The 13,557-nt window shown below is 47.0% G+C and carries 15 protein-coding genes; all 15 read right to left on the bottom strand.

Translation table 11 applies throughout. From position 1 onward, the window contains the following. Positions 1-6 precede the first annotated feature (6 nt). Positions 7-807, bottom strand: a complete 801-nt coding sequence (locus KNQ18_RS04715; protein ID WP_023468689.1) for a phosphatidate cytidylyltransferase — start codon at positions 805-807, stop codon at positions 7-9. A gap of 19 nt (positions 808-826) precedes the next feature. Beyond that, positions 827-1,567: an undecaprenyl pyrophosphate synthase gene (locus tag KNQ18_RS04710; RefSeq protein WP_214770681.1), complete on the bottom strand. Its 741-nt coding sequence runs from the start codon at positions 1,565-1,567 to the stop codon at positions 827-829. Between the two features lie 79 nt (positions 1,568-1,646). Next, complete coding sequence (gene frr, locus KNQ18_RS04705; protein WP_058704863.1) at positions 1,647-2,204, bottom strand: ribosome recycling factor; 558 nt, start codon at positions 2,202-2,204, stop codon at positions 1,647-1,649. Position 2,205: 1 nt separating this feature from the next. Continuing rightward, positions 2,206-2,925, bottom strand: coding sequence for a UMP kinase (gene pyrH, locus KNQ18_RS04700; protein ID WP_029342047.1), 720 nt, complete (start codon positions 2,923-2,925; stop codon positions 2,206-2,208). A 111-nt stretch (positions 2,926-3,036) separates the two neighbouring features. Then, entirely contained in the window at positions 3,037-3,918 is an 882-nt protein-coding gene (gene tsf / locus KNQ18_RS04695; protein ID WP_023468693.1) for a translation elongation factor Ts, read from the bottom strand. An 82-nt stretch (positions 3,919-4,000) separates the two neighbouring features. Next, a complete protein-coding gene (rpsB, locus tag KNQ18_RS04690; RefSeq protein WP_012370721.1) occupies positions 4,001-4,735 on the bottom strand; it encodes a 30S ribosomal protein S2 in 735 nt (244 codons plus the stop codon). Positions 4,736-4,864: 129 nt separating this feature from the next. Continuing rightward, the gene (locus tag KNQ18_RS04685) at positions 4,865-5,293 is read right to left on the bottom strand and encodes a hypothetical protein (RefSeq protein ID WP_215083954.1); all 429 of its coding nucleotides are present in this window, start codon (positions 5,291-5,293) and stop codon (positions 4,865-4,867) included. 11 nt (positions 5,294-5,304) lie between these two features. Next, positions 5,305-6,078, bottom strand: a complete 774-nt coding sequence (locus tag KNQ18_RS04680; RefSeq protein ID WP_047393832.1) for a FliA/WhiG family RNA polymerase sigma factor — start codon at positions 6,076-6,078, stop codon at positions 5,305-5,307. A 13-nt stretch (positions 6,079-6,091) separates the two neighbouring features. Continuing rightward, a complete protein-coding gene (locus KNQ18_RS04675; protein ID WP_214770686.1) occupies positions 6,092-6,574 on the bottom strand; it encodes a chemotaxis protein CheD in 483 nt (160 codons plus the stop codon). Next, positions 6,567-7,175: a chemotaxis protein CheC gene (locus tag KNQ18_RS04670; RefSeq protein WP_029342053.1), complete on the bottom strand. Its 609-nt coding sequence runs from the start codon at positions 7,173-7,175 to the stop codon at positions 6,567-6,569. Before KNQ18_RS04670 ends, KNQ18_RS04675 begins: the two co-directional genes overlap by 8 nt. Then, a complete protein-coding gene (locus KNQ18_RS04665) occupies positions 7,168-7,596 on the bottom strand; it encodes a chemotaxis protein CheW (protein ID WP_029342054.1) in 429 nt (142 codons plus the stop codon). The genes KNQ18_RS04670 and KNQ18_RS04665 overlap by 8 nt, the downstream gene beginning before the upstream one ends. A gap of 11 nt (positions 7,597-7,607) precedes the next feature. Beyond that, positions 7,608-9,611, bottom strand: coding sequence for a chemotaxis protein CheA (locus KNQ18_RS04660; RefSeq protein ID WP_050677467.1), 2,004 nt, complete (start codon positions 9,609-9,611; stop codon positions 7,608-7,610). A 21-nt stretch (positions 9,612-9,632) separates the two neighbouring features. Then, a complete protein-coding gene (locus KNQ18_RS04655; RefSeq protein WP_050677468.1) occupies positions 9,633-10,487 on the bottom strand; it encodes a MinD/ParA family protein in 855 nt (284 codons plus the stop codon). Next, the gene (locus KNQ18_RS04650) at positions 10,484-11,527 is read right to left on the bottom strand and encodes a flagellar biosynthesis protein FlhF (RefSeq protein WP_215083952.1); all 1,044 of its coding nucleotides are present in this window, start codon (positions 11,525-11,527) and stop codon (positions 10,484-10,486) included. The genes KNQ18_RS04655 and KNQ18_RS04650 overlap by 4 nt, the downstream gene beginning before the upstream one ends. 3 nt (positions 11,528-11,530) lie before the next feature. Continuing rightward, on the bottom strand, positions 11,531-13,555 hold the full coding sequence (flhA, locus tag KNQ18_RS04645) for a flagellar biosynthesis protein FlhA (RefSeq protein ID WP_214770707.1): 2,025 nt from the start codon (positions 13,553-13,555) through the stop codon (positions 11,531-11,533). Between the last annotated feature and the right edge of the window lie 2 nt (positions 13,556-13,557).

The raw sequence follows: 13,557 nt of genomic DNA, 5'->3' as shown, positions 1-13,557 counted from the left end.
GCCTCCTCAAGCAAAGATATCGAGTACGACGAGGACCGTAAAGACGATCATCATGCTGTCGAACCGATCAAGAATACCACCATGACCCGGTAGTAACGTTCCAGAATCCTTCACACCATAATGGCGTTTGTAAGCGGACTGGACCAAGTCACCAAGTTGCCCAACGACGGCAACGATGATGGCAAGGACAATGACTTTCCCAAAACCGACTGTCGGTTCGATACTTTCGAACACGACACCGAGTAAGATGGCAAGTAACACGCCACCGACTGCCCCTTCAATCGTCTTGTTCGGGCTGATTGACGGCCACAGTTTATTCTTACCAAATCGCTTCCCGACGAAGTACGCCCCTGAATCCGTAAACCAGATCAAGAGAATGATCAAGAGCGACCACGTTAATCCATGTTCGAGTAAACGGATGTAGGCGAACGATGCAAAACCGACACCAACATAAACCGCAGTCAGCAGTAAAAAGGCGACATCATCGAACGTAAAGACATTTTTCGAAAACACGTTCCAAAAGAGACCGATCAATAAAATGATCATTGCCCAAGCGATTGGTGAAAGTCCGATTGGGAGTGTCCGATCGACTGCCTCTTCATAGATACCGACGAATGGTAATAATGTGCCGATCCCGAATAAAATCCGTGGAATGCGCGAGCCGCTCCATTGTCGCATCCGGACAAGCTCGGTATAACCGAGAATCGTTAGTACTGCCATAAACGCTAAAAAGGGAAGTCCACCGATGTACAAAAGCGCCAAAAAGATGGCGCCTGCCCATATCCCTGTGATAATCCGAGTTTTCATAAGCTAGTTCCTCATTTAATCAGACGCCGCCAAATCGGCGTGTCCGTTGATTGTAATCTTCAATTGCTGCCAAGAAAGCATCCCGACGAAACTCTGGCCACAAGACATCTGTAAAATAAAACTCTGCGTACGCCGCTTGCCAAAGTAAGAAGTTCGATAACCGTTGTTCGCCACTCGTTCGAATCACGAAATCGACATCGGTTACGGATCCTGTCATTAGCTCGCGCTCGATCGTCTCCGGTGTAATCGTCTCCGGTGACAATGTTCCTGCCTGAACCTGTGCGCCCAGTTTTTGCATGACTTGTACGAGCTCATCGCGTCCTCCATAATTCAGAGCGAAAATCAGACGAAGTCCTGTATTGTGTTGCGTATCCAGTTTCGCTTGTTCCACTGCCTCACGTGTAAAATGAGGGAGGCGTGACACTTCTCCTGCTACCTCGACTTTGACATTTTGCGCGTCTAACTCTTTTAAATCCGACTCTAAAAATTGTGCCGGTAGCTTCATGAGAAAACTCACTTCTTCTTCCGGACGCGTCCAATTCTCCGTCGAGAAGGCGTATAATGTCAGACTCTTAACGCCGAGTTCATTTGCAACCCGAACGACTTCACGAATCGATTTCATGCCTTCGCGATGTCCCATGATACGCGGAAGTCCGCGTTTTTGTGCCCATCTACCGTTTCCATCCATGATGATAGCGACGTGCTCAGGCACCCGGTCATAGGTTTCGGTTTCTTTCGTCTGATTCAACCATTGAAACATCCGTACTTCCTCCTCTCTCAATTATGAAGAAAGGGACTCTTCGTGTGACAAAGAGTCCCCCCCATGACGATCCGTCGCGTCATACTTCCATGATTTCTTGTTCTTTTTCCGTTGCTGTCTGATCAAGTTGTTTAACGAACTTGTCTGTCAACGTTTGAACATCTTCTGTGTATCCACGCAAATCATCTTCTGTCAATGCACCATCTTTTTCTTGTTTCTTTAACTGCTCGTTCGTATCACGACGAATGTTACGGAGGGCAACCTTACCTTCTTCCGTATACTTCTTGACGAGTTTGACGAGTTCCTTCCGGCGCTCTTCCGTTAGTGGTGGAATCGCAAGACGGATGACCGTACCATCAGATGATGGCGCAAGACCAAGATCAGCACGTTGAATCGCTTTTTCAATCTCGCTGACCATTGATTTATCCCATGGAGTGATCAAGATCAGACGTGCTTCTGGTGTGTTGACGTTCGCTACTTGATTGAGCGGTGTCGGTGCACCGTAGTATTCGACTTGAACGGGATCTAAAATCGCAACGTTCGCACGACCAGCTCGGAGTGTCGCAAGTTCTTTCTTAAGTGAAAGATGTGCTTTTTCCATCCGTTCTTCGGCTTGTTTTAAAATTTCTTTTGACATATTATTTCCCCCTTACGATTGTCCCGATTTCGTCACCGATGACGACACGTTTGATGTTACCTTCTTCCATCAACGAGAAGACGATGAGCGGGATGTCATTGTCCATACAAAGTGAAGTTGCTGTAGAATCCATGACTTGAAGTCCATCCTTTAAGACATCCAAGTAAGAGAGCGTCTCGAATTTCTTCGCTTCTGGATCAACATTCGGGTCAGCTGAGTAGACACCATCGACGTTGTTTTTCGCCATCAAGATGACCTCTGCTTCAATTTCAGCTGCACGAAGAGCAGCTGTCGTATCTGTTGAGAAGTACGGGTTCCCTGTACCTGCTGCAAAGATGACGACGCGTCCTTTTTCGAGGTGACGCATCGCACGGCGTCGAATGTACGGTTCTGCTACTTGGCGCATCTCGATTGATGTTTGAACACGTGTTTCAACACCTACATCTTCTAAGCTGTCTTGAAGCGCAAGCGAGTTCATGACTGTCGCTAACATCCCCATATAATCGGCGTTGGCCCGGTCCATCCCAAGTTCTGCACCTGTTTTGCCACGCCAAATGTTTCCAGCTCCGACAACGACCGCTACTTCGACGTTCAATTCAACTAATTCGCGAATCTGTTCCGAGATAGATTTGACGATGACAGGATTGATCCCAAACCCTTGATCTCCTGCGAGCGCTTCTCCGCTCAATTTTAACACAATCCGGTTATATTTCGGTTGCATGACTATGTCCCCCTTGCTAAATTCCGTAAAAAAGGAACACGAACCACTTCCACACGAAAGTGGATTGAAGCATACGTGTTCCTTCTCTTGTCATCAGGATGATCCCGATTCTTATTTTTTAAGTTGGTTCATAACTTCTTCAGCGAAGTTCTCTTCGCGTTTTTCCATACCTTCTCCAACTTCGAAGCGTACGAATGACACGACTTTACCGCCTTTAGATTCTACATATTTACCAACTTTGAAGTCTGGATCCTTGACGAACGTTTGATCGACGAGGCAGATTTCCTCGAAGAACTTGTTCATACGACCAACGATCATTTTTTCAACGATGTTAGCTGGTTTTCCTTCGTTCAATGCTTGCTCAGTGAGGACTTTTTCTTCACGTGCTTTTTCTTCTTCTGTGACAGAAGTACGGTCAACGTAAAGTGGACGTGCTGCTGCAATGTGCATTGCAACGTCTTTTGCAACTGTTTCGTCTGTCGTACCTTCGATGACGACGACTGAACCGATGCGTCCACCCATGTGGAGGTAAGAACCGAAGACTGCATCATCTGCTTTTGTGAAGAGCGCTACGCGACGGAGTGAGATTTTCTCTCCGATTGTTGAAGCTTCTTCTGAGATGTATGTGTCGATTGTTTTACCTGCTTCGTATTCAGAAGCAAGAGCAGCTTCTGCTGTCTCAGAACCGTTACGGAGAACAGCGTCTGCGATGTTTTGAACGAGTGTTTGGAAACGTTCGTTTTTCGCAACGAAGTCTGTTTCTGAGTTGATTTCGACGAGTGCCGCTTTGTTGCCGTCAACTGCAACTGCAGTCAACCCTTCAGCTGCAATACGATCGCCTTTTGCTGCTGCTTTAGCGATCCCTTTTTCACGCAAGAAATCTACTGCTGCGTTCATGTCACCGTCAGTTTCAACGAGTGCTTTTTTGCAGTCGAGCATACCTGCACCTGTTTTTTCACGAAGTTCTTTAACCATTGCTGCTGTAATAGCCATTCGATATTCCTCCTTATAACATCCTTAGTTTCAAAAAAAAGGTGATAAAAGGTCGATTCCCTTTATCACCTGGCATCACGAATTACTCAGCGTCTGCTACTACTTCTTCAGTAGTTTCAGGTGCTACGTTATCTTCGCCTTGTTTAACTTCGAGGATTGCGTCAGCCATTTTACCAGTGAGCAATTTGACTGCACGGATCGCATCGTCGTTCGCTGGGATGACGTAGTCGATTTCGTCTGGATCACAGTTAGTATCAACAATCGCAACGATTGGGATGTTGAGTTTGTGTGCTTCTGCAATCGCGATACGCTCTTTGCGTGGGTCAACGATGAAGAGTGCATCCGGAACGCCTGGCATATCTTTGATACCGCCGAGGAATTTCTCAAGACGAGTCATTTCTTTTTTAAGAATGATGACTTCTTTTTTAGGAAGAACTTCGAATGTACCGTTCTCTTCCATTTTTTCGAGTTGTTTCAAACGGTTGATACGTTTTTTGATTGTAGAGAAGTTCGTGAGAGTTCCACCCAACCAACGTTCGTTGATGAAGTATTGACCTGCACGGATCGCTTCTTCTTTCACAGTGTCTTGAGCTTGTTTTTTCGTACCAACGAAAAGAACGTTTCCGCCTTCTGACGCTACTTCACGGATGAAGTTGTATGCTTCGTCTACTTTTTTGACCGTTTTTTGAAGGTCGATGATGTAGATTCCGTTCCGTTCTGTGAAGATGTATTTTGCCATTTTTGGGTTCCAACGGCGTGTTTGGTGACCGAAGTGTACACCAGCTTCTAACAATTGTTTCATCGAGATTACTGCCATGATGAATTCCTCCTTTTGGGTTTTGGATGTCCTCCGCGATGATCGTCTATCCAGCTAACCTATTAAAGGCACCGCAGCTGGCGATACATGCGTGCGTAATTAACACCGTAGACTAATATAGCATAAAGATTACCGAGGGGCAACCTTCGTTTGATGAGAAAGTTTAGCAATCAAAGCAACCTCGCCCGTCCCCCGATTCAAAGACCGTGCAAGCGTCTCAAGATCTGCTCCTTCTCGGAGCGCCTGCTTGACATCCGTTAACGGTGGTTCTTTTGAAATGGATTGTTCGATTTCGACGGTTTCCGATTTCTCGTATGTAGCCGCCTTCACCATCTGTGGAGACGCGTCCGGTACTTGTCCAACCTGTTCGTTCGCTACATTTACGGATGTCTCCGTCATGGCGTTGACGTTCTCCATGAAATGAAGCAACACTTGTTCCGTCTCATTCTTTTCACGTTCCAACCGGGTAATCCGGTCTTTTAGCGCTGCCTGCTGGCGAAACAACACCAGCAGCGCATAACAGACTAGAGCAGCTAATAAAATATAAACGACAGTCATAATTCTTCCTTTCACATGGCGACACGATCTGCTAAGTAGGCACTTCCGAGCGCATTCTTCAACTTACGAAGCGCTTTTGAATGGATTTGTGAAATACGGGAAGTCGAGAGCCCGAGGACTTCTCCAATTTCCGTAAGCGTCAATTCTTCATAATAGAACAACGAGACGACAAGTTGTTCTTTTTCGGATAACCCTTCGACTTCCTCTGCCAGTTTAGCGATCAACTCCCGCATTAATAACATATCTTCCGGTGTAGCAGTATCTGGATCTAAATAGGAGACGGTCATCGCCTTCCCCTCATCCTGTAGCGTGACTGCTTCATCGATCGATAATACATTCGCAAAATAGCTTTCTGCTAAAGCACCCTTGACCTCGTCCGGTGTCATGTCGACGATGGAAGAGACTTCGTCTAATGTCGGCGTCCGTTGCAAAGATTGTTCAAGGATCTCGACGGCTGCCTCGACCCGTTTTGCTTTTTCCCGTAAGGAACGTGGTAACCAATCGATTTTACGAAGCCCATCTAAAATAGCTCCTCGAATCCGAAAGGCGGCATACGTGTCGAATTTATTATTATGATTTTGATCGAATTTTTGAAGCGCATCGTACAATCCCATCATACCTAAACTTTTCAACTCGTCTCGATCGACACTTTTAGGCAACGTCGCACTTAAACGCTGAACGTGGTATTGAACAAGTGGTTCATAATTGTGAAGTAACAGATCTGCCACCGCAATATCGCGTGTGGTCAGCCATCGATCCCAAAGTTGTTGTAATTCCTCACGCATGACCATTCCTCCTCTAGATTTCCAGCGTCCCGACATTCACCGTCCGGATGACGAGACGCCCTGATTGTGAGTGGAACTCGATCGTTCGTCCATTCGTGCCACCAACATCTTCGGCAACGAGTGGAATTTTGACTTGTTGAAGCATTGCTTTGACCGCAGCGATGTTTCGCTCACCGATCCGCATTGATTCATGTTCATACTTAAATTGAAACATCTGAGCCCCTCCCGCAATCTTCGCACGTAATCGGATGGCTCCACTTGCTCGTAATTCGCGGGCTACCTCTAGAATTGCCGTATCCGCGAACTTTCCGACTTCAAGCTCCCGATTCCGACTGATCGCTGAATCAGGCAACATGACATGCGCCATACTCGATAACCCTCGTTCCTGGTCATAGATGACGACGCCTACACACGATCCAAGACCCGCCGTCCGTAAAATGACGGGGCGTTTACAGATGGCGTACTCCGCAATCCCAATCCGTACGATTTCATCCATTCAAGTCCACACCCAATCGTTCGAAGACCGTCTGAAAGGCGTTCGCTTCAGGCAACAAAAGTAAATGTCCGGTCAAATCGTTTCCTGCACTAGACAAGTGCGTGTCGATATAGACAGCCATATTGCCTGGAGTCGTAGATTCAAGTAAGGCTACTTCAAGTAACGCACCAACCATATCAAACGCTGATGCAGGAACACTGACATGTAACGATAAATCAAGCCAATCGGAGATAGCCCGAGCATATGCTCCTATTAAAATATTCCCAATTTCTTCCCAAGCAGAAACCCCCATTTCGTGAGAATCGGAAAAAAAGTGGAATTCCGTCTGCATCAATTGGCTCACGAGCTTCTCTGCATCACGAAGTGGCATCAAAAAAAGTAACGTTGCTTGAATATCGCCAGAAAAACGTAACAATGCACCAGCGGTATACGTTTCCGCTCCTCCACTTCGCTCGATGATCGTCGTGAAATCCTCAAGTTCAGCGGAAGGTACCTCGATCTCAATCGGTTGTCCAAGTAAGGTCGAAAGTGCTGTCGCTGCGTGACCAGCTCCAATGTTGCCGACTTCCCGTAAAATGTCCCGTTCGTTTGGATTAAGCATGAACGATGTCCTCAAATAAGCGATTCGGTTCAATCAACGAAAACAATTGCTGATCGCCTTTTGCGACTGCAGTCAAATACGAGGCATCCTCCTGCTTTTGTTCACTGAGAGGTTCAATCCGAACATCCGTTGATTCGACGACTTCGTTTGCCCGGTCGACGATGAAACCAGCGTCCCCGTGCTCCAAAGTGGCGATGATGATGCGTGTTTCTTCCGTTTCTTCCATTAATTCGAATCCAAGACGGGCACGCAGGTCAATCACGGGGGTGACGACACCTCGCAAATTGATGACTCCTTTGACATAGGATGCAGCGTTCGGAATCCTTGTGATCGGGATGAGCCGTTCGATTGAACGAACAGACTGTACATCAATACCGTATGCATTATCTTCTAATTGAAAAACAACCCATTTTTGTTCCATCTTCGTTCCCCTCACTTCCGTAATAGTGCATTGCTGTCAATGATCAATGCGACTTGTCCGTCTCCAAGAATCGTCGCGCCAGAAATGGCACGGATGCCTTCTAGATAACTACCGAGTGGCTTCATGACGATCTCCTGTTGACCGATCAATTCGGATACGATCAACCCTGCTAATTTTTCGCCACTCCGGACGACGACGACCGAATAGGCTTCTGCCTCATGTTGTGGCAATCCATACACTTCATTCAGCGAAATAAGTGGCACCAATTGTCCACGGAAATCAAATACTTTTTCCCGGTGCGCTTGCAGGATCGCCGATTTACGTAAAGATGTCGTCTCGATGATGGCAGTCAGTGGAATTGCATACGTTTCTTGTCCGAGCTCAACGAGCATGGCTGAGATGATCGAGAGCGTCAATGGTAAACTGATACGGAAAATCGTTCCTTCTCCGCGGCGTGTCTCAACGAACACTTCTCCACCCAATGATTCGATCTTCGATTTGACGACGTCGAGACCAACACCACGACCAGACAAGTCCGTGACTTCTTCTGCCGTCGAGAAACCAGGTGCGAATAACAGCATCGAAGCCTCTTCGATCGTTAATTGCATCGCTTCTTCTTCTGTGATCAATCCTTTTTCAATCGCAATCCGTGTGACACGTTCGTGATTGATACCTGCTCCATCATCTTCAATCTCGATGAAGACTCGGTTTCCTGAATGGTAGGCACGAAGCGAAAGATTTCCTTCGACCGGCTTATTCGCTAAAATCCGTTCCGCTTTGTTTTCAATTCCATGATCGATCGCATTACGGATCAAGTGGACAAGTGGATCACCAATCTCATCGATGACTGTGCGATCAAGTTCCGTCTCAGCACCCGTAATGTGTAGTTTGATATGTTTTCCGACATCCTTCGAAACGGAACGCACCATTCGTGGGAAGCGGTTGAATACTTGTTCGATCGGCATCATTCGTAACGTTAAAACGAGTGATTGCAATTCGTTCGTGCCCCGTTTGATCCGTTCGACCGTATCTGTCAATTCCGGCGAGCTGACTTCTGCTGCAATACGCTCCAAACGTCCGCGGTCGATGATGAACTCTTCGAACAGATTCATCAAACGATCAATCCGCTCGAGATTGACACGAATCGTTTTCGAAGCGACAGGCACAGATAGATCTGTCTGTTCTGGTGATTCCGGTGAAGCTGTTGGTGCAGGTACTGATGTTGCAACCGGCACTTCCTGTGGAAGGGTGGATGTCGCCACCTCTGCTTCTGGTGTTGCTTCGAACACGTCCATCGTTACTGTTGCGACTTCAGAAACCGAGGCAACCGCCTCTTGAATGACCGATTGCTCTTGTTGCGTCACGAATAAAACAGAGAATGACGTCTCAAAATGTTCTTGCTCCAGTTCATCAGATGTCGGATTCGACAAAATGACATCTCCGAGCTGTTGTAAACGATCAAAGACCATGTAGACACGTGCCGCTTTTAAGATGACGTCTGCTGAAAGTTCGACTTGGACGATATAGGCTTGATAACCGGACGCAATCGATTGTTTGACGACCGCTTCCGAATAGACATCACATTCGAATGTTGATGGTGCAGTTGATGGCGTAACCGAAATGATCTCTTCTTGTTCGGGACGAATGAACTGCTGTAATCGTCTCACTGTTTCCGTGACGTCAAGTTTCCCTTTTCCACCGCGACTGATGTCTTCTACCATCGTTTCCAGTTGCTCAGCAGCAACGAATAGGACATCGATCAATTCAGCTGTAGCGGGTTGTTTCTTTGATCTGACTAAATCAAGGGCGCTCTCCATCTCATGCGTCAAATCAGCGATCGCATCATATCCCATCGTTCCTGCCATCCCTTTTAGCGTATGGGCAGAACGGAAAATTTGATCGATGACCGCTTCATCGTCTAATCGTTCTTCAAAAACCAATAAGCTTGTGTTAATAGCTTGTAAATGCTCCATCGACTCATCGAGGAACAACCCCACATATTCATTTAAGTCCATGACTGATACCCTCCTTTAATCTTAACGGACATGATCTTTTCGTTTTTTCAGACGATGTAACAATCGATCTAAAAACTTCCGTTCTTTGACTTGTACACCTGTTAGAGACGTCGTGATATGATCGAGTCGCCAACTGACGTCACTCGTTCGATCCATCAAGTAAAATGGCATCTGTGCCTTGACTGCTTTGACGACTGTCGGATCTTCCGGCAAAAAACCGGTAAAGCGCAGTGGTTTTTGTAAAAATTGTTGGCTGACGAGTGCCAGTCGATCAAACGTTTCAAGTGCTTCTCCACCATTCGTCGCCCGATTGACGACTACGGAAATCGGAAGATCCGTCGCATGATGGTGTGCCAGTTTGACGAACGCATAACCGTCCATGATTGAAGTCGGCTCTGGCGTGACGATCAACCAGGCTTCGTCTGCACTACTGATAAAATCAAACGTCTGATGGTTGGCGCCGGCTCCTAAATCGAGCAACACAAAATCATACTCATAGAAAAATTGGAACTCCCGCAGTAGGAACACGACATCCTCCTTCGTCAGATTCGTCAGTTCCGCAAATCCACTCCCGCCATGAATGAAATGAAGGGATGGCGACTGTTCAACGATTGCGTGCTGGAGTGATTCTCGTCGTTTGACGCATTCCATCAAGGATGACTTCGATGATTTACCGAATAGAATACCAATGTTCGCCATCCCGATATCAAGATCAATCAAGAGTACTCGTTTTTCTTGTAACGATAATGCCACGCCAAGATTCACCGCGACATTCGTTTTTCCAACGCCTCCTTTTCCACTCACGATGGCAATCGTCTTCGTTTCCTTGACAGTCACTTTTGATCGTAAGACACGTGCTTGATCTTCTCGCATCATCTCATCCCTCTCTCGACGATCATTCGGGATAACTCATCCGCCGTAGCGAACGTGATGTCTTCTGGCACTTCTTGCCCCGTTGTCACGCAATAGATTGGTAACTTCGTCTCTGTCATAAGCCCAAACATCGACCACAGTTCACTTGTTTCATCTGCTTTCGAAAAAACGATCCCTGATAAGGGAATCTTGCTGAAACGATCGTGGATCTGTAATAAATCTCGGTATTTCGATGTCAAACTAAGAACTAAAAACACATCCGTATCTTCAAAGTCATGACGACTTCGTAATTGCTCTACATATGCTTCATCAAGGAAATTCCGTCCCGCTGTATCGACAAGTACGATATCGCATGAAGCTAGCGCCTGCTTCGCTCGTTCGAAATCTTCCAGGTCGTATGCAACATGAATCGGAATGCCTAATATGTCGGCATATGTCTTCAGTTGTTCAATCGCTGAGATCCGGTATGTATCGGTTGTGATGAGACCGACTCGTTGATTTTTGATGAGCGTATGATGCGCAGCGAGTTTAGCGATGGTTGTCGTCTTTCCGACGCCAGTTGGTCCTGTTAACATGACATAACGTGCAGTCGACGGCGTCACGCGCAATGCCGACTTCACTTCTTCCGTCAAGAGATCGGTTAATTCCGTTTGCTGCGTTTGATAATACGCAGTTAGTAATCGCTCATGCAATCGTTCAGACACTTGTTGTAACGCTGGTTCTGCCAACAGCGGCGCATAATGTCGCAATTCTTTTGGCAATGGTCGTTCGCCGACCGTAACGATCGTCGGACGCACGGGGATCGGTTGGATGGTTTCCACAATGTCCTTCCGACTCGTTGCTTGCTTCGAGACGATCGGTTCGTTCGACACATGTTCATCCACCGATGCAACCAGTTCCACTTTTTTCTTCGCAAATAAGCCAAAGAATCCGCCCACTTTGATATGCCGAGTATTTAATATGATGGCATCGTTACCGAGTTCGCGTTTGATGCGTTCCATGGCTTCGCTAACGGAATCCGCCGTGACTTTTTTGACTATCATCGCTTAAATCACCCCAATACTCTTAACTTCAATCGTCGGCATTAATTCGTTATAAGACAAAATCGGAATATCTGGAAAATACCGTTCTGTCAATTGACGGACGAACATCCGGATACTTGGAGAAGTCAGGATGATCGGATGCGCCCCGTACCGTTCGAATTCCGCTGCCCTCTCTTGCAATGTCTCGATGAAACGTGTCGCTTTTTCGGGATCAAGCGCTAAATAATTTCCGAACTCCGTCTTTTGGATGGCCGACTGGATATCCAGTTCCATCTCACTCGAGACCGTCACGACATGCAAGACATCTCCTTGCATGACTTGTTCCGTAATTTGCCGCGATAAGGATTGACGGACATATTCAGCAAGTAGTTCGCTGTCTTTCGTCACAGCTGCATAGTCCGCGAGCGTTTCGAAAATCAATGGTAGATTTCGAATCGAGACTTTTTCTTTTAATAATTGAACGAATACTTTTTGAAGTTCCCCGATTGATAACAGTTGTGGTGTTACTTCCTCGACCAAAATCGGATGCGATTCCTTCAAATGATCAACCAACTGTTTCGTCTCTTCCCGACCGAGTAATTCAGCGGCATGCTTCTTCAAGAGCTCCGTTAAATGTGTCGCAACGACGGATGGTGGATCAACAACCGTATACCCTGACATCTCTGCTCGACTGCGTGTCTGTTCATCAATCCAGAGTGCCGGCATACCGAATGCTGGTTCAACCGTATCGATCCCTCGAATTTCTGGATCATCGACACCCGGGCTCATCGCTAAATAATGATCGAGTAACAGTTCACCACTTGCCATCTCACTTCCGCGAATCTTGATTCGATAATGGTTCGGTGATAACTGCAGATGATCACGAATCCGAACGGTCGGTAGGACAAAACCAAGTTCGAGTGCTAGCTGCCGACGAATCATGACGACACGATCGAGTAAATCGCCACCTTGCGCTTCATCAGCGAGTGGAATCAAACCGTAACCGAATTCAAATTCAATCGTATCGACATTCAGTAAGGAAATGACCGATTCACTCGAACGCAAGTTTTCGCTCGGCGCTTCCTCAACAGCGACCTCTTCTTGCATCGTCTTCGTCGTCTGCTTCATTCGCCAAGCGAAGAAGCCAAATAACGCTGCAATCGGCATCGTGACGTAATCGGGAATCGCTGTGAATAGTCCGAGTAAGAAGATTGCTCCAGCCGCGATTCCGACAAGTAATGGCGTCCGTGTCAATTGACCGATGACATCCTCACCAAGGTTTCCGTCGGATGTCGAGCGCGTGACGATGATCCCGGTCGCAACCGAAATCAAAAGTGCTGGAATCTGACTGACGAGACCGTCCCCAACTGTTAACAACGTATACAATTTGACTGACTCCGCCATCGGTAAGCCTTGCTGAACGACACCGATGATCATTCCGAAGATCAAGTTAATGATGACGATGATGATACCAGCGATCGCATCTCCTTTAACGAACTTCGAGGCCCCGTCCATCGCCCCATAAAAGTCTGCTTCCGATTGAATTTTTTGGCGGCGGGTCCGGGCTTGCACTTCGTCAATCATGCCGGAGTTCAGGTCGGCGTCGATTGCCATCTGTTTTCCGGGCATCGCGTCAAGCGTAAAACGTGCCGACACTTCCGAGACTCGTTCCGAACCTTTCGTGATGACGAGAAACTGGATCAAGACGAGTATCAAGAAGACGACGAAACCGACGAGCGCATTTCCGCCGACGACAAAATCACCAAATGCTTCAATGACTTCGCCACCGTTTCCGTTTGATAGGATCGCCCGTGTCGTCGAGACGTTAAGCGCCAGACGAAATAGAGTGACGATCAGCAACAGCGTTGGAAATACAGAAAACTCAAGTGCCTCTTTGGCATTCATCGCAACGAGTAATACCATCAAAGCAATTAAGATATTGATGATGATTAAAAAATCGAGCATGATAGCGGGCAGTGGGATGACGAGCATGAAGACGATCATGATGACGCCTAGCAGAACCGTTAAATCTCGTGTTGATATACTCATGA

The sequence above is a fragment of the Exiguobacterium sp. s78 genome (assembly GCF_018618985.1).
GTDB lineage: Bacteria > Bacillota > Bacilli > Exiguobacteriales > Exiguobacteriaceae > Exiguobacterium_A > Exiguobacterium_A abrahamii.
This window is presented reverse-complemented; position numbering and strand designations above follow the sequence as displayed.

Excerpts from the sequence above, each read along its gene's own strand:
- KNQ18_RS04685 (WP_215083954.1), bottom strand. The coding sequence starts at position 5,293 with ATGACTGTCGTTTATATTTTATTAGCTGCTCTAGTCTGTTATGCGCTG.
- KNQ18_RS04665 (WP_029342054.1), bottom strand. The coding sequence starts at position 7,596 with ATGGAACAAAAATGGGTTGTTTTTCAATTAGAAGATAATGCATACGGT.
- frr (WP_058704863.1), bottom strand. The coding sequence starts at position 2,204 with ATGTCAAAAGAAATTTTAAAACAAGCCGAAGAACGGATGGAAAAAGCA.
- flhA (WP_214770707.1), bottom strand. The coding sequence starts at position 13,555 with ATGAGTATATCAACACGAGATTTAACGGTTCTGCTAGGCGTCATCATG.
- rpsB (WP_012370721.1), bottom strand. The coding sequence starts at position 4,735 with ATGGCAGTAATCTCGATGAAACAATTGTTAGAAGCTGGTGTACACTTC.
- KNQ18_RS04660 (WP_050677467.1), bottom strand. The coding sequence starts at position 9,611 with ATGGACTTAAATGAATATGTGGGGTTGTTCCTCGATGAGTCGATGGAG.
- tsf (WP_023468693.1), bottom strand. The coding sequence starts at position 3,918 with ATGGCTATTACAGCAGCAATGGTTAAAGAACTTCGTGAAAAAACAGGT.
- pyrH (WP_029342047.1), bottom strand. The coding sequence starts at position 2,925 with ATGCAACCGAAATATAACCGGATTGTGTTAAAATTGAGCGGAGAAGCG.
- KNQ18_RS04710 (WP_214770681.1), bottom strand. The coding sequence starts at position 1,567 with ATGTTTCAATGGTTGAATCAGACGAAAGAAACCGAAACCTATGACCGG.
- KNQ18_RS04680 (WP_047393832.1), bottom strand. The coding sequence starts at position 6,078 with ATGCGTGAGGAATTACAACAACTTTGGGATCGATGGCTGACCACACGC.
- KNQ18_RS04655 (WP_050677468.1), bottom strand. The coding sequence starts at position 10,487 with ATGATGCGAGAAGATCAAGCACGTGTCTTACGATCAAAAGTGACTGTC.
- KNQ18_RS04715 (WP_023468689.1), bottom strand. The coding sequence starts at position 807 with ATGAAAACTCGGATTATCACAGGGATATGGGCAGGCGCCATCTTTTTG.
- KNQ18_RS04675 (WP_214770686.1), bottom strand. The coding sequence starts at position 6,574 with ATGGATGAAATCGTACGGATTGGGATTGCGGAGTACGCCATCTGTAAA.
- KNQ18_RS04650 (WP_215083952.1), bottom strand. The coding sequence starts at position 11,527 with ATGATAGTCAAAAAAGTCACGGCGGATTCCGTTAGCGAAGCCATGGAA.
- KNQ18_RS04670 (WP_029342053.1), bottom strand. The coding sequence starts at position 7,175 with ATGCTTAATCCAAACGAACGGGACATTTTACGGGAAGTCGGCAACATT.